Consider the following 15,846-nt stretch of genomic DNA (forward strand, 5'->3'; position numbering starts at 1 on the left):
ATATGGCGCGCATGGCGCGCCCAAAGGGTCCGGGATCCTTCATGCTGATGTCGAGCGCAATTGGCGGATTGCTTATGATGCTCGCGGACTGGATTGGCCGAAGCGTGGACTTTCCCTATGAAATCCCGGCGGGTGTTTTGGCGGCTTTTATCGGATGCCCTTATTTCATACTCCTGGTCTTCCGCCAGAAGGGCGAACAGGGATAGCCGAGCGTGTCACTCAAATGTCATGCGGCTTGGTATGTGAAGGTCAGATCCGTGTCGAAGGGTTGCGCTAGCTCACGAAGAGCTTGACGACGCGCGAAGTGATGGGCCGTGGTGCCAAGATGGCAGGTCCTGGATCTTGCTCCCGCTCGTCGTCTCCAGTGCGTGATACCCTGGCTGCGAGATGTGCCGAACGGGCGGACAATACGAGCTTGCCGCGGGTCATTAGAAGTAGAGACAATCTCCAGAAAGCATCAGCCCCCTACCGTGGACAAAAAATCGACGATAAGGGGCTGAGATATTTTACTGAGGGCAAGCCGCCACATATTGCTGACCGTTGCGATCACGATAATAGCATTTGCCAGGTTGACCGGCCACGTTGCCGATCACCGCACCGGCGACGCCACCAACCGCTGCGCCAACTGCCGCACCGCGGACGTTACCGGTCGCAACGCCGCCCACGACAGCACCTGTTGCTGCGCCGATACCGGCACCCTGTTGCGTTGGACTACATCCGGCCAAACCGGATGCAGCGAGGAGTAGAAGAGCTGGAATGCGTTTCATCTCGTTCCCTTTCCTATCGTCTTGCTGCCTCTGCGATCGTGTAACATAGCAGAATGGACGGCAAGATCTGCGAAAGCTCGGTGCCTCGTCAGGAAAGTCAAGGTTTGGTGGGGGGTGTCCAGTCCCCTTCGTCCTGTTTCCTCAAAACGCCGATCGCGCCTTGACTAAACAAACAAGTCGCGATTTATGGTAACTGTATAACATTACGATTCGATGTTCAATCGTTGCCGTCGACTGAATTGGAGGTCACAAAGACCGCTTCGGCAGCCGAGTTTTCACAGTTGGGAGACATTCATGTTCCGATCCAAAATCCCTCTACTTCTAGCCACAACCATTATCGCCGGGACCGTTGCGCCCCTGACGCTGCGTGCTGAGGAGGAGGGCCGCGCCACCTGGCGCCTTTTTATCGCCGACCACACGCAACCTACCGTGCGCGCCATCGATCTTGGTAGCGACAAGGAAATCGGTCGCTTCGAACTGGAGGGGTATGCGGCAATGTCGCTCAGCGATACCGGCCGTACCGTGTTCGCAATCCAGGGCGACCAGAATGTCGTCCACGCGATCGACACGGGCATTCACCTGTCCGACCATGGCGAACATCGCGACATCGAGATCAAGGGCCCGGAGCTGCTGGCGACGATTAAAGGCGAGAAGCCGGGCCACGTCGTCGCGCATGGAGACGACCTTGCCGTCTTTTTTGATCGCGGCGGCAGCTTCGACCTTCTCAAGGAAAGCGCGCTGCAGGAGGGCAAGGTCGATCCCAAGCCATACAACACCACGGCTCCTCATCACGGGGTTGCCGTTCCGATGGGCAAACATCTCCTCGTCTCCGTGCCAAACATGGATGCACCGGTCAGGGAGGGGGAATTGCCGCCACGCCTTGGTCTTCGCGTGCTCGACAGGGAGGGCAAGCAAGTCGGTGACGTGGAACAATGCACCGGCCTTCACGGTGAAGCGACCTCCGCCCGTCTTGTTGCCTTCGGTTGCGAGGAAGGTGTCCTTGTCGCGCGGCCTGGCGGCATGGATGGGCCGAAGTTCGAGATGCTGAACTACGGCGACACCTTGCCAAAGGGCAAGGTCTCGACGCTTCTTGGCGGGACCTCCATGCAGTTCTTTCTCGGCAATTACGGGGAGGACAAGGTGGTGCTGATCGACCCTGATGACAAGAAGCCCTATCGCCTTATCGACCTGCCGCTCCGCCGTATCGATTTTGCGCTGGACCCCGCCAGACCCCACACTGCCTATATCCTGACGGAGGACGGTAAGCTTCATCTGCTCGACGTTGTGGATGGCAGCATCAAGAGGTCGTTACCGGTTACCGAACCCTATAGCAAGGATGGCCATTGGCGCGACCCGCGGCCACGCCTTGCCGTTGCCGGCGACCATATCGCGGTGACCGACCCGCGCCGTGGTATGGTTCGCATGGTTGACGTCGAGACATTCAAGCAAGACCGAACCATTGATGTCGAAGGGCAGCCTTTCACGATTGTCGCGGTCGGAGGATCGGGCGCAGTGCACTAACTGCAAGGAAGCGCCGGCGCATGCCGGCGTGTCCTTCACATGTAGTGACCTTGGATCCAGGTTAGTCCGGTGGCAGCTGAGCGGACAACAAGTAACAAGGTTGCGCAGGAAGCGTCAGCCGCTGCTCCGTGTCACCTGGCGTGTCACCAGATCGAAGATGTCTCTCGCCCGTCACCGGTAAGTTTTGCGGCATGTTGGAGGCATAGGCATAAATCGTGGTGGCACCGACACCTCCGTTGGTTCTTGCAACTGAAAAGGAACCGATTTCAATGCGGCTATGAAACCAAGTTTAGTTTTTACCCTCGCCTTCACAGCAAACGCCGCGCCGCAGCTTCGAGCGGAGTTCAACTCACTGAAAATTCCGGCTCTTCACCTTCAGCGTGTCGATATGCAAATCGCGCACAAACATATCGCGCGCTTGAACGACCGGCTTCGGCGTATCGCGTAGATCCGGCCCTCCACCATGGGCAAACTCATCGCCCCTGCCCGTCGGTAACCTGAACTCGGTATCGCGATCGGCCAGCCCCGAAAGGTCGTTAGAAAGATCGAACAGCTGCTGCGCCACCAAGTGTACCACTTCCCCTTCCCTCTGGATCCGCCCATTGATCGCCATCATCGAGGATCCAAGCACGACGCGCCTGCGCTTTTCGAATAGCGTCGGCCAGACGACAATATTGGCCGGCCCGGTCTCGTCCTCGATGGTGATGAACATCACGCCTTTGGCCGACCCTGGTTTCTGGCGCACGAGGACGAGGCCAGCCGTATAGACCCACCGGCCATCGCGCGCGTTCATCGCTTCGCCGCAGGTGATGATGTTGCGCTGCTGCAGATCCTTGCGCAGGAAGGCAATTGGATGCTGGCGTAGTGTCAGGCCGGTATGGCTGTAGTCCTGGATAACGTTGTGGCCATCGGTCATCTGCCGAAGCTCCACGTCTGGCTCCTGCTGTTCGGCGATGGTTTGCATCTCGCGCTCAGCGGCCGCGGCAAACAGCGGCAGGGGTTCGTCGCGCAACGCTTTGACCGCCCAGAGCGCATCACGGCGCTCAAGCTTTAACGACGGCAGGAAGGCATCGGCCTGGGCGAGCTGAACGAGCGCTTCAGCGGGCACACCGGACCGGCGCCAGGTGTCATCGACCGACTGGAAATCCCGGTTCATACGACCGGCGACGATCCGAGCCGCATCTGCGACCGCCAAGCCCTTGACCCGCCGGAAACCCAGCCGGACGGCATGCCGATCGCTATTGCCGATCCTCTCCAAGGTACAATCCCACCGAGACCGGTTAATGCAGACGGGACGCACCTCGACGCCATGGGCTCGTGCGTCGCCGACTATCTGGGCCGGTGCGTAAAACCCCATGGGCTGACTGTTGATCAGCGCTGCGCAGAATGCTTCCGGGAAATGACGCTTGATATAGTTCGAGGCATAGGCAATCAGGGCGAAGGACGCCGCATGGCTTTCCGGAAAGCCGTAGGATCCGAAGCCTTCCAGCTGCGAGAATGTCTTCTCGGCGAACTCAGGGGTGTAGCCGTTCTTCACCATGCCGGACACGAGCTTGTCCTTGAAGCGCGACACCCCACCGGTGAACTTGAAGGTCGCCATTGATTTGCGCAGCTGGTCTGCCTCGCCGCCGGTGAACCCGGCGCAGACCATGGCGACCCGCATCGCAGATTCTTGAAACAGCGGCACACCAAGCGTCTTGCCAAGAACCGCCTCAAGCTCAGGCGTCGGGTACTCGACTGCCTCCTTGCCCTCGCGTCGACGCAGGTAGGGATGGACCATGTCACCCTGGATCGGGCCAGGCCGGACGATCGCGACCTGCACGACGAGATCATAGAAGGTCCGCGGCTTCAGTCGAGGCAGCATTGCCATCTGGGCACGGCTTTCGATCTGAAACGTTCCGAGGGTGTCTGCCTTGCGGATCATCGCATAGGTCGCAGGATCCTCCTGAGGGATCGTTGCGAGATCAATATCCTGATCCTTGTGCTCGCGAATGAGCTCGAAGGCCTTGGCCATGCAGGTGAGCATGCCGAGGGCCAGCACATCGACCTTCATGAACTTCAGCGCCTCGACATCATCCTTGTCCCATTCGATGATCTGTCGGTCTTTCATCGTCGCCGGCTCGATTGGCACCAGGTCGTCAAGCCGATCATGGGTCAGGACAAAGCCACCCGGGTGCTGGCCGAGATGGCGCGGCGCGCCCATCAGCTGCTGTGCCAGTTTCAGGGTCATGGCGAGACGCCGATCCTCCGGATTGAGATTGAGTTCGCGGACATTGCGATCGCAGACCTCTTCCGACCAGGACCACATGCCTGACGAAAGTGCTTTGATCACGTCTTCAGGCAGTCCGAGCGCCTTGCCGACATCGCGGATGGCGCCGCGGGCGCGGTAGCGCGTGACGGTAGCACAAAGTGCCGCCTTCTCCCGACCGTAGGTCCGGTAGATCCATTGAATGACCTCTTCACGGCGCTCGTGCTCGAAATCCACATCGATGTCAGGCGGCTCGTCGCGCTCCTGGCTAACGAAACGCTCGAACAGCAGGTCGTTGGTCGAAGGATCGATGCTGGTGATGCCGAGAATATAGCAGACCGCGCTGTTGGCGGCCGAACCGCGGCCCTGACACAAGATCCCCTGACTGCGGGCGTAACGGACGATAGAGAAGACGGTCAGGAAGTAGGGCGCATATTTCATGGTGCGGATGAGGTCGAGTTCGTGGCGCACGATCTTCAGGACATCCGGCGGCAGGCCTTCCGGGTAACGATCGGGCACGCATTCCCAGACATAGTGCTCGAGCGAAGACTGGGCATCCTTACCCGGCACGATTGCTTCCTCGGGATACTGATAGGTCAGCTCCTCCAGCGAGAACGTACAGCGCCGCACGATCTCCATCGTCCGCGCCAGCGCGTCCGGATAACGCGGAAACAGCCGCTGCATTTCCTCTGGTGGTTTCAGATAGCGATCGGCGTGGCGCTCGCGCTCGAAGCCGACGTCGTCGATCGTGGTCTTGTGACGGATGCAGGTGACGATATCCTGCAGCTGTCGCCGACCCGGTTCATGGAAAAGCACATCATTGGTGACGACGGTCTTCACCCTGAACCGCACGGCCATGTTGGAGATCTCATGGAGGCGCAGCTGGTCGTTCGGCCGCCGGCGCAGGCAGAGCGACACATAGGCACGATCGCCAAAGATCTCGGCCAGCTTGCGCAACTGCAGGGCACAGGTCTCGTCAGCGAGATCAGGCACCAGAATGCCGATCATCCCGTCGCAATAGGCGACGACGTCATCCCAATGAAGGATGCAATTGTTCTTGCCGCCCCGGCTCTTTCCAAGGGTGATCAGCCGCGTCAGCCGGGAATAGGCGGCGCGATCGGTCGGATAGACCAGCACAGACATGCCATCGCCAAGATCCAGCCGGCAGCCAACGACCAGTCGCAGGCCCGTGGCGCGAGACGCTTCGAGCGCACGAACGATACCGGCCAAGCTGTTGCGATCGACCACACCAATCGCTTCGATGCCCAGGTCCCTAGCGCGGGTGAAGAGCTCGTTGGCCGACGATGCTCCGCGCAGGAACGAGAAATGCGTCGTGACCTGGAGCTCGGCGTAGTTCATGCGAATATCCCGTGCATGAACCAGCGATGGTCACCGGTCTCAGGATCGACACCGTCACCTGCTCGAAACACCCAGAGGCGTTCGCCGGCTTCATCCTCGATGACGAAGTAGTCCCTGACCGCCTCCATCTCTGTGTCGCGCTGCCACCACTCTCCGAAGATGCGCTCCGGACCGTCGGCACGCTTGACCTTTCGCCGTCGGCCGCGCCAGACAATCGAGGCCGGCGGGTGATCAGGCATGAGGGCGATTGCCGTGATCAATTCCGGGCGCGGCAGAAGGCGGACTGGCCGGCGCCAATGACCGACCCATGCGACTTCGAACGGACCTGATGCGGCGGCAATGCGCTGAACCGAGCGTTCGGGGACATCGGAGGCAACCGGCGCCACACGATAGACCCGTTGTCCGCGATTGCCGTAAATGTCGATCAGCGGGGTGACATCCCTCACCTCGTCCTCGACCAGGGACGAGACCCTTTGCATGTCGTCAAGCGGTTCAGCCATGACGGCAACCAGCGTCAATTTCTCGATCCCGAAGCCGGGCTCGATCTTTTCCGTCCGGTCACGAAACAGCTTCGTGAGCCAGGCGACATCACGGGCGGGCTTGGCCGTTCCGGCGCGGATCGCCTGCCTGCTGCCGTCGACCTTCTCGACGATCAGGTCGGCGCGGCGCACGCCGAGACCGCGCTTCTGCAGCTCGCCAATCAGCTGTACGACCAGGCGGCCGACATATTTGTCGATGGTCTCGGCAGCCCCGATTGGCTCTGCGAAGGCTCTTGTGACCTCGATCAGCTCCGGCGTTCGGATCGGATCGATCGGCTCCGCGACGCGGCCGAACATCTGGTCGAGGCGCCTGGCGATTTCCGGTCCGAAACGCAGCGTCAGCGGCGCGCGTGGCGTATTGGCCAATTCGCCGACAGTCTGGAAGCCTAGTGTTCGGAGATCACCGAGGATCTTCTCCGGCAGGCGCAACAGCGTGATCGGCAGCTTTTCGACGGCAGCGACCGTCTTGCCAACAGGTACGATGACGGTCTCGCGGCTGATCGCCCGCGCGCAGGCGTGCGCCGCACCCCAGGTGTCGGCGATCGCCACGCGCGCTGTCAGCTTGCGCGCCAGGAACTGGTTGGAGATCTTCGTGACCATGGGCAGTTCACCACCCTGAAGATGATCGGCGCCTTCGGTGTCGAGCACGATACCATCCGTACCGTCGACGGCGACGATCGGGGAGTATTGGGTCAGTGCCCATAGCGTTATCCGTTCAAGTGCCGCCGCATCGACATCAGGCTCAGCATCAACAAGCATCAATCCTCGAAACAGCGCCTGTGCCTTGGCCGCCGGCATGCCAACGCGCAGGCCGGCTTTGCGCGCAGCCGCATCGACGGCCGATACCCAACGTTTCGAACCGCTCCTGGCGATCACCGCGATTGCCTGCTCAGCCGGAATGGACGGATCGTCGCGTCTGATCCGATCGGTCGGCAGATCCGGGAGATAGATCGATACGACCCTTGTCATCACATGCCCTTACGAGAAACTCAGCACATTCACCCGCTTTCACGCGCATCAATTCCAAAAACCACTGCGCCCGGCCGACACCAGGCACCGGAAGGTCTTGCGACGGCATGACGCTGACACGCCACCGCGTCGTCGAGGCGGTCGGCTGGCCGAAGTCGTTTGCCTCTGTCTGGCGTCGCCATCGCCGCACCGCGAGCGCCATCGTGCCCGTGCGTTCCGCGGCAAGCTGCAGCCGCCTGGAGCTGACCATCGGCAATCGGACGAGCTCGCCGACCACGGCGCCGAGGCCACCGAAGGCCAAGCCCTCCTCCATGTTGGCAAGCACGTCCTCTTCCTTGTCGGACTCGACGAAGATCACCCGGTCGGGATGAAGACCAACCTGCGCCAGGGCGGGGAAGAACAGGTCGGGCCGGGTCAGGCACCAAACGATCGGGCCCTTGGTTCGCGCGGCAATGCCGGCGACACACAATGCTGCTGCGGCGCCATCGACAGTCCCTGCCCCGCCGCCGGCGAACTCATGCAATGCGCCGTAGGCCAGCCCACCGCCCGGCAGGATCGCATCAACCTCGGGAACGCCGAAGGCAAGACAGCCGACCTTTTTGGCCGACACGCCTTCCATCGTCGCGATCCGCTCACGCAAGTCGGAGATCACATCCGACATCCCTTGGGCTCGGGCAGCAGTCATCGTTCACGGCTCCCTTCAAGGTCGTGTGGCTGATATTTTGGACCAGCATCATGCTGGACAAAATGCGGATGTTCTGTTTCTGTTCCTGCTGCGGCAAAGAGTCAAGCAACCGCAGGGGTGGGAATATTATCCTGATGATTGGAAATTCAGCGAATAGTTATCGGAATCAGGCAGCTAGCTACCTTGAGAATTTTTTCCGCTGTCGCCCGCTCAAATCACAATCTGCTTGGATAACGGGGATAAAGCTGAGATCGTCACAGTGTTCCTAAACTTTCCCTCCGCCACGCACATTCAGGGGGGGCCTGGGAACAACGGCATGGCGCTGAAGTTTTCCGATTCTACTGGAAAACGTGGCGCGGCGATCAGGTCGCTGTGGTCGCAAGTGGAAAAGATCGGCGACAAACACTCGCGGTCATGAACATGCGAGCGTCAACCTCTCGATATAGCTTCGTCTCTAAGTCATGCGGAGATAACACGACTTTACTCCGCATATTTGCGGAGAATAAGCTTGCTATTCTCCGCATCAAGCTCCAATCATAGAGTATGACATACATTTGGCAGTCTCCAAATTGGCCAGCTTTTGAATGGCAATCAGACGAGTTTACGACGTCTCTCGCGAACGTGCGCCTTGACCAAGGCCGCCTTATCGGGCGGGTAGAGAGCCTTGGCTTTCGAACCCGTGAAGCAACGTTCCTGCAAGCCCTGACGGACGACGTCGTAAAATCGTCGGCGATCGAGGGGGAACGGCTGGATGAGCAACAAGTCAGGTCCTCTTTGGCAAGACGACTTGGTATTGATATCGACGGCTTTGTGACGCCCAGCCGCTCGATTGAGGGGATCGTTCACATAACGCTCGATGCTACAATTGACTGTTTCAAACCTTTAACAGAGGAACGTCTTTTTCAGTGGCATGCCGCCCTATTTCCGACCGGTCGCAACGAATGGGGACATCGACTTCGGGTAGGCGACTGGCGTGACGATTCCGGCGGCCGCATGGAAATCGTGTCCGGAGCTTTTGGGCACGAGAAGGTGCATTATGTCGCACCGCCGGCCGAGCGCCTGGAGACCGAGATGGAGGCCTTCCTCGATTGGTTCAATGGATCACAGCAGATGGATCCGCTCCTCAAGGCAGCTATCGCTCATCTGTGGTTCGTCGCCATCCATCCGTTCGGCGATGGCAATGGCCGCATAACCCGTGCGATCGCCGACATGGTCCTTGCGCGCAGTGGCAGGGGCGCTCAACGGCTATATTCCATGTCCGCAGCTATCGAGAAATCGCGTGCCGGGTACTACGAGGCCCTGCAATCCGTAACAACCCACGAGGACCTCGACATCACGAAATGGATTCAATGGTTTCTCGATCGTCTAAGCAGTGCGGTGGGCGCCGCCTTGCTGACCCTCGACAATGTCATGCTGAAGACTGAGTTCTGGCAGAGCCATGTCGCTCGCGACCTCAATCCGCGACAGGCCAGGGTTCTCAATCGGTTGCTGGAGGGAAATTTCGAGGGGAAGCTCACATCGACCAAATGGGCGAAATTGACGAATGCATCCCAGGACACGGCATCGCGTGACATCGCGGACCTTTTGGCGAAAGGCATCCTTCGCAAAGGGGAAGCTGGCGGCCGCAGCACGGCCTACGAACTGGTTATAGGTGTCGCTTCAGACACTCAGTCGCAGTCTTGAGAACCGAAAAACCAAGGAGATATTACACCAGCTGTATTGTAGGCGGACCCGAAATCTTCCACCCCGGCTAAAGAATGCCGCGACGATCAATTGCCTGGTGCCGCAATCCGCACAAGTTCAGCCAGAATAGCGCGCAACTGCGGCCACGGCGCGTCTTGCAAACCCGAGCCAGGATCCTCCGTCTCCAACACGCAATGCAGCTTTGCTGCAATGCCGGCGAAAGACTTGGGTGCGGCCCTCCATAATGCCTCAGATAGCTCATCCTCTCAGTCAGCGTTTTCCGCTCCCGTCTCCTTGGCATTGGAATATCCGATGCGGACATCGACCGCGTCCCAATCGAGGTGCTGTGTCGCTAGTTCAGCCAATGCCAACCGTCGCTTATCCTCGCGCGGGTAGCGAACACCATCTTGGCCAGCAAATTAAATCTGCATCAACAGGCCGGACATCTGATTGCAAGCAATCGCGTTGTCCGTATACTCAGATCCTGACGAGGGAGGAGCCGTCCATCTGCAATCTATATCGCATGGAAGATAAGGACTGGGTCAGCAGATGGGCACAGGACATTGAGAGCCTGATCAATATAATGCCGGCCTACCAGATGAACCCGGACCAGACAGGGCCGATCGTTCGAAATTCCCCCGATGGTCGCAGGCAACTTGTCCATGCACGCTGGGGGCTGCCCTCGCCAATCTTCGTCCAGAAAAAGGCCGCGGAAACCCGTGCCGCAAAACTTAAAGCCAAGGGCCAGACCGTCGACATGGACGAGCTCATTCGCATGGAGCCAGACCGCGGCATCACCAATGTTCGCAAGCTCAATCTGCCCCATTGGAGGCGATGGTTCGGCGTCGAGCATCGATGCGTCGTGCCGGTCACCAGCTTCGCGGAGCCGGATCCTGCCAGCCAGGCAGATGGCGGCAAGGTGCCAAACGCCTGGTTTGCCCGCGATGAGGAAAAGTCGCTGATGTTTTTCGCCGGCATTCACGTGCCGGGCTGGAAGAGCGTCAGGAAGGTGAAGGACGGCTTGACCTTGGATGACCTCTACGGTTTCCTTACGACAGATCCGAACGCATTGGTGAAGCCGATCCACGACAAGGCCATGCCGGTGCTGCTGCTCACGCCGGAGGAGGCCGACGTTTGGATGCGGGCACCATGGGATGAGGCGATGCACCTGGCGCGGCCGCTGCCGGACGAGGTGCTGATTGTATCGTCTCGCGAGCCATACGGTTCATCGATCGTTGCAAAGGACGGCGAACCACTTCAGCAGGCGATGCTTTTGTGATCACAACAACCGTGGATGGCGCTCGAGTGCACCGGGTCGATTCTAGGGGTATCCATTCCCGGGAATGAGAGTACACTACTGATTATCGGCGTCAGGGATAACTGGTAGGCGCCGCTTGGGAGTTCATACTTGCTCTTGCCGATCGAACGGAGGAGCACGTGCATGTTGATTTCCCCCTTCCCTTTCCGACAACGAGATCGAAACAGTCACCTCCGCTGTGCGCGAGTGGTGCCATTTGAACCATTGCGACATCGATAGCTCAAAGGGTCGTCACGCGATCACGACCGCAGTCGAACTCGTTCAAGCTAAGCACCGCCAACCCTTTCTTGATTGCTTGGCCGAAGCACTCCGCTCGCCGTTCGAGAGCCAACTAAAGATTTCCGGCGAGGCGATCGATCACTCTGGAGTTGCGGCCCCACACCGATCTGAGGTTTGACTCTCCCACCAAATGTTCGTACTTTGTTCTTTTAAACAAAAAGGATATAGGTGTGAGCTGGCTCAAACTCGACCCTGCAAAATCGTCTATGCCGGAACATAAATTTTGTCTGGCGGCCCGAGATCATTTTCCGAGACTGTTTTGGCCCCACCGCGATAGTTTCGACTGGGACGTCGCCGCCTTCTACCGAAGCCGGGCCGGTCAGCCGATTAACTATTTTTTGCCCAGTACCCCCGATCTGCTGATGAGGTTCGGCGAATACCCCTACAAGCCATGCGATAGGCCGGAAGCTAGCGCTGTGAACTTGCAAGTCGGATCGTCGCTTGCCTGGGATGCCGCCCGAGTCGGACTGCCAGATGACACCCGCCCTTATCCAGGTGGTGACGAGGAGCTCGAGGACGTCGAGACGGGCTATTGGGCTGACCTTATAGGATCGGGCGGAACGGGCACGCCGACTGATGGCCATGACGCCTGAGAACGCACCGATGTATGTCATAGCCTCTGCGCCCATCAGAAAGATTATCCATGTCGACATGGACGCCTTCTATGCGTCGGTGGAACAGCGCGATAATCCAGAACTGCGCGGCAAGCCGCTGGCAGTCGGAGGCGCTGCAGCGCGTGGTGTGGTTGCGGCGGCCAGTTACGAGGCCAGAAAATTCGGGGTTCATTCGGCAATGCCTTCGGTCACGGCCGCTCGCAAATGCCCAGATCTGATCTTCGTGACGCCACGCTTTGATGTCTATCGCGCCGTCTCGCAGCAGATTCGCGAGATCTTTTCGGAATACACCCCTCTTATCGAGCCGCTGTCGCTCGACGAGGCCTATCTAGATGTCACAGAGAACATGAAGGATATGCCGATCGCCACCGAGATCGCGCTGGAGATCCGCACCAAGATCAAGGCAGTCACCGGACTGAATGCATCAGCCGGCATCTCATACAATAAGTTCCTCGCCAAAATGGCATCCGACCTCAACAAGCCCAACGGGCAGGCTGTCATCACGCCGAAGAACGGCCCCGCCTTTGTCGAAGCGCTGGCAGTGAAGAAATTCCACGGCGTGGGGCCGGCTACTGCCGAGAAAATGCACCGGCTCGGAATTCAGACCGGCGCCGATTTGAAGGCCCAGTCGCTGCAATTTTTGACGCAGCATTTTGGGAAAGCGGGTCCGTATTTTTATGGCATCGCGCGCGGTATCGACGAGCGCCGCGTCAAACCTGACAGGGTTCGCAAATCCGTTGGCGCCGAGGACACGTTCGCGCAGGACATTCACAGCTATGATCCGGCGCTCGAAGGCGTGCGGCCGCTGATTGCCAAGGTCTGGCGCTATTGCGAAGCCAATGCCATACGGGCGAAAACCGTCACTTTGAAAGTAAAGTACGCTGACTTCACGCAGATCACCCGAGCCCGGACGGGAGAGCGGCCATTCCTGTCGGCCGGCGAGATCGAGGAAACCATCGCCTCTTTACTCAAGCCTGTTTTCCCGCCGACGAAGGGCGTGCGCTTGTTAGGCGTTACCCTGTCCTCGCTCGAACAGGCAGATGTCATTCAGGCCGGCCAGCTGCAGTTGACGCTCTGACGTGCCGACGACTTTCTCAGTCCTTAGGGACGAGTGTGAGACCGCCACCTGGTGGCAGTGCGTCATTCTTCGCCAGCGATGCCACGTGTTCGCGAAAAAGCTGAGTTGCTCTGACCGCCTGTTCTGTAAGACCCGACATCGCTGTCGTAAGATCATGCATGCGCTCGGCCGCTTGCGCAGGATTGACGGTGCCGGCCTCCACCAAATGCTCGGTGATGGCGATAACGCCGAGCTGGGTCGCGACAAAGGTCGAGTGTATTTCCAAGACGAGCTGATGGGTCGCTTCGAGGGCCTTGGCGATTGATTCTGCGTCGTCATCGGTCATGCTGAAATGCTTTATGCCAGTCTTATCAACACTCGGGCTTGATCGTCGACTTCTGCCTCAAGCCGGCTGTCTCTGCAAACCACAGTTCTGTGTCAGCCTCAAAATCAGGCAGAAACTGTCGCAAAACTGAACACAAAAATCATCCATAAAAACTCGCGGATATTGGCAAGTGTAAGATCCGTGATACTTGGCGCTGAACAACACATCAAACTAAAAACTACATATATAAAGGTTACTATAAGTATAATGTACGTTGTATCGATCGATGACCAAGGGCAAGAACGCAACTTCTTGGCGACCCATATCAGTTTCTCAGGCCACCACTTCACCGCGACGATCAACGGTCGCTTGATGACGTTTAGCGTATCGGAAATAATCTCCGTGGCAGCAGTCGACGAGCCCGGCGAAGAAAATCAGCCGACGCTCTCGCCGAGCCAGCATTAAGCAAACGTTCTTCGTGCAGAGACATGCGCCGATCATACCGGATGGACATCTCTGCAAGATGCTCTCGTTTATCCCCCGCGTCCTTCCCTTCACAAATGTTGGGGTTGGCATCGAAACACATATTGCACTCTTGCCCTGAGACCGGAGCGCACCACTTCCCTGCCGGCCTACAGTCTTTCAGTGGAGATCTTCGAATGAAATGTTCTGTCCTGCTGGTAGCCGCAGCAAGCGCGCTCGGTTTCACGGCTCCAGTCTTGGCTCAAGATAGCGATTTCAATCTGACATATCATGTCGAGCGCACTCCGAAGGCAAAGTTGAGCATCGAAGCCTGCGGGAGCACAATCGAGAAATTGGCGAAAAACGCAGGATTTGCATTCGATTCACAGACCTTCCCCGGCCAACTTGTGGTCGTCCGAGGCGGGCTTGAAGGCCAAGGCGCCTTTATTGCGCAATGCATAGAGGTTGAAACTACGACGGTCAGCGTGGTTCAGGGGATCGACTATCAAGGACCAAAGGCAGCTCTCGGCCAGTTTGCGGACCAGGCCCACGCCGCGGTCAAATCGGCTGCGAACTAACTGACCGTAGACGATGCACACCAGTGTCGGTGGGTTGATTGGTCCTTATCGGGCCTGGACGTGGCAACAATTGGCTGCGAACAGTATCACGCGTTAGGACGCTGGCACGCCGCGTCAAGCCACGGAGCATCCGCAGACCAGATCTGCAATTCTTGGCAGCAGCAATGTCCCTCGACGTCAACGCAGCAATAGTACGAGGCTGAGCCCTCGCAGAGAGCGAGGCGGGAGTGTCGCAATGCCGACTAAAGCAAACCTAGTATCACGACATCCCGCAATTTTGCACTCGCCTAACATGCTTGGGCGACAATCGAGCTTGCTATTGCCTCTGCCTCGATGCCGATCTGCCTCAGCAATCCAGTCGTGGCGGGATTGAAGCCGCAGAAGTAAAGTTGATCGCCGTGCGGATGAAGATCACCCCTGTTAGGCCGAAGTGTTTCCGGGAACCTCCAAGTGATATCAGGAAGCAACGAACCAAGTGCCGGAGCATAGCCCGTCGCAAGCACGATCGTGTCGCAGTCAAACGACAGACCATTTTCAAACCGAACAGATGAACCGGCCAGGCTGGCAACGCCTGGGAACACTTTTATGTCACCTCTCCTGATTGCCGCAATGGTTCCGATGTCGATCAGCGGCGTGCGGCCACGCTCCACCATTGTGGTCAGCGGGCCCTTCGCGGCTCGTTGCAACCCGAATGAAGGCAGATCTCGGTATCGCAGCCAAAGCAGCGGTGCGTTCAATGCATCGACGATGCGTGGCGGCAGATGGCGTTCGGCAATTGCAATTGTCGCGCTTGGTATTCCTAATAAGTCCCGCGGGACGATGTTCACCGGACCACGCACGGATATGGCGACGTCGAGGCCGGCAGATGCACACTCCAAGGCGATCTCGCCGGCTGAATTCCCAAACCCGACGACCAGGACCTTACGCATGTTTAGCGCCGTCGCATTGCGGTAATCCGAGGAATGTATGATCGTTCCAGCGAACGACGTCTCCGTCGCCCAATCGCGAATGACTGGCTTGCGGGATAAACCAGTCGCGACAATGACAGCGCGAGCACCAAATTGTTCCCCCGTCCTCGGTGCCGATCACCCAGTTGCCCAGCCGCTGAATACGCGTGACCCTTTTGTGTTTGCGGATCTGAAGGCCCTGGGTGTGGGCATAGTTTTCCAGATATTCGATGATCTGTCGCCGAGACGGATACCGTGCGAAAGTGGCGGGCATTGGCTGCCCTGGCAAGGCGGAGTGGGCCTTTGAGGTATGGAGATGCAGCCTGTCGTAATGGCCATGCCATGACGCAGCAACATGATCAGTCGCCTCGAGAATAGTGGATTTGCGTCCACGAACCCGCAGCGCAGCTGCACAGGCAAGTCCCGCAGGCCCTGCTCCAACTATGACGATCTCGCCTGCCACCGCAGTCTCCTCATGCGCTTGCCAAGGTCATA

The 15,846-nt window shown here is 58.6% G+C and carries 14 protein-coding genes; 7 read left to right on the forward strand and 7 right to left on the reverse strand.

Annotated features, from left to right (window positions below; translation table 11 throughout):
* Window positions 1–206: iron chelate uptake ABC transporter family permease subunit (locus B3605_RS14900; RefSeq protein ID WP_296434771.1), on the forward strand; the 206-nt coding region annotated here is incomplete at its 5' end.
* A 300-nt stretch (window positions 207–506) separates the two neighbouring features.
* Here the strand turns inward: B3605_RS14900 and B3605_RS14905 are convergent.
* Window positions 507–767 (reverse strand): YMGG-like glycine zipper-containing protein, encoded by a 261-nt coding sequence (locus tag B3605_RS14905; protein ID WP_112820797.1) that lies wholly within the window; start codon window positions 765–767, stop codon window positions 507–509.
* Between the two features lie 294 nt (window positions 768–1,061).
* Between B3605_RS14905 and aztD the strand changes: the two genes are divergently transcribed.
* The gene (gene aztD, locus B3605_RS14910; protein WP_296434773.1) at window positions 1,062–2,288 is read left to right on the forward strand and encodes a zinc metallochaperone AztD; all 1,227 of its coding nucleotides are present in this window, start codon (window positions 1,062–1,064) and stop codon (window positions 2,286–2,288) included.
* A 349-nt stretch (window positions 2,289–2,637) separates the two neighbouring features.
* On the opposite strand, the gene B3605_RS14915 is transcribed toward aztD, so the two are convergent.
* From B3605_RS14915 to B3605_RS14925, 3 genes are read right to left on the reverse strand one after another with little or no spacing between them, the layout of a single operon-like run.
* Entirely contained in the window at window positions 2,638–5,895 is a 3,258-nt protein-coding gene (locus B3605_RS14915; RefSeq protein WP_296434775.1) for an error-prone DNA polymerase, read from the reverse strand.
* Window positions 5,892–7,403: a Y-family DNA polymerase gene (locus B3605_RS14920; protein ID WP_296434777.1), complete on the reverse strand. Its 1,512-nt coding sequence runs from the start codon at window positions 7,401–7,403 to the stop codon at window positions 5,892–5,894. The genes B3605_RS14915 and B3605_RS14920 overlap by 4 nt, the downstream gene beginning before the upstream one ends.
* On the reverse strand, window positions 7,324–8,088 hold the full coding sequence (locus B3605_RS14925; protein ID WP_296434778.1) for an ImuA family protein: 765 nt from the start codon (window positions 8,086–8,088) through the stop codon (window positions 7,324–7,326). Before B3605_RS14925 ends, B3605_RS14920 begins: the two co-directional genes overlap by 80 nt.
* A 543-nt stretch (window positions 8,089–8,631) precedes the next feature.
* Between B3605_RS14925 and B3605_RS14930 the strand changes: the two genes are divergently transcribed.
* The 4 genes from B3605_RS14930 to dinB all read left to right on the forward strand — a co-directional run bounded on the left by B3605_RS14930 (window position 8,632) and on the right by dinB (window position 13,060).
* A complete protein-coding gene (locus tag B3605_RS14930) occupies window positions 8,632–9,771 on the forward strand; it encodes a Fic family protein (RefSeq protein WP_296434779.1) in 1,140 nt (379 codons plus the stop codon).
* Between the two features lie 505 nt (window positions 9,772–10,276).
* Entirely contained in the window at window positions 10,277–11,050 is a 774-nt protein-coding gene (locus tag B3605_RS14935; RefSeq protein ID WP_296434842.1) for an SOS response-associated peptidase, read from the forward strand.
* Between the two features lie 734 nt (window positions 11,051–11,784).
* On the forward strand, window positions 11,785–11,961 hold the full coding sequence (locus tag B3605_RS14940) for a hypothetical protein (protein WP_296434780.1): 177 nt from the start codon (window positions 11,785–11,787) through the stop codon (window positions 11,959–11,961).
* Window positions 11,945–13,060, forward strand: a complete 1,116-nt coding sequence (dinB, locus tag B3605_RS14945) for a DNA polymerase IV (RefSeq protein WP_414706963.1) — start codon at window positions 11,945–11,947, stop codon at window positions 13,058–13,060. Before B3605_RS14940 ends, dinB begins: the two co-directional genes overlap by 17 nt.
* Before the next feature lie 16 nt (window positions 13,061–13,076).
* Here dinB and B3605_RS14950 read toward each other — a convergent pair whose 3' ends face one another.
* Window positions 13,077–13,385: a hypothetical protein gene (locus B3605_RS14950; protein WP_296434781.1), complete on the reverse strand. Its 309-nt coding sequence runs from the start codon at window positions 13,383–13,385 to the stop codon at window positions 13,077–13,079.
* 638 nt (window positions 13,386–14,023) lie between these two features.
* On the opposite strand from B3605_RS14950, the gene B3605_RS14955 reads away from it, so the two are divergent.
* Window positions 14,024–14,404 carry a DUF6180 family protein gene (locus tag B3605_RS14955; RefSeq protein WP_296434783.1) on the forward strand — a complete coding sequence of 127 codons (381 nt, stop codon included), beginning with the start codon at window positions 14,024–14,026 and terminating at the stop codon, window positions 14,402–14,404.
* Window positions 14,405–14,691: 287 nt separating this feature from the next.
* Here the strand turns inward: B3605_RS14955 and B3605_RS14960 are convergent, their stop codons facing one another.
* Both B3605_RS14960 and B3605_RS14965 read right to left on the reverse strand, forming a co-directional pair.
* Window positions 14,692–15,414: a hypothetical protein gene (locus B3605_RS14960; protein ID WP_296434846.1), complete on the reverse strand. Its 723-nt coding sequence runs from the start codon at window positions 15,412–15,414 to the stop codon at window positions 14,692–14,694.
* The gene (locus tag B3605_RS14965; RefSeq protein WP_296434785.1) at window positions 15,326–15,814 is read right to left on the reverse strand and encodes an NAD(P)-binding domain-containing protein; all 489 of its coding nucleotides are present in this window, start codon (window positions 15,812–15,814) and stop codon (window positions 15,326–15,328) included. Before B3605_RS14965 ends, B3605_RS14960 begins: the two co-directional genes overlap by 89 nt.
* Window positions 15,815–15,846: the final 32 nt, after the last annotated feature.

The sequence above is a fragment of the Rhizobium sp. UBA1881 genome, assembly GCF_002338015.1.
Classification (GTDB): domain Bacteria; phylum Pseudomonadota; class Alphaproteobacteria; order Rhizobiales; family Rhizobiaceae; genus Rhizobium.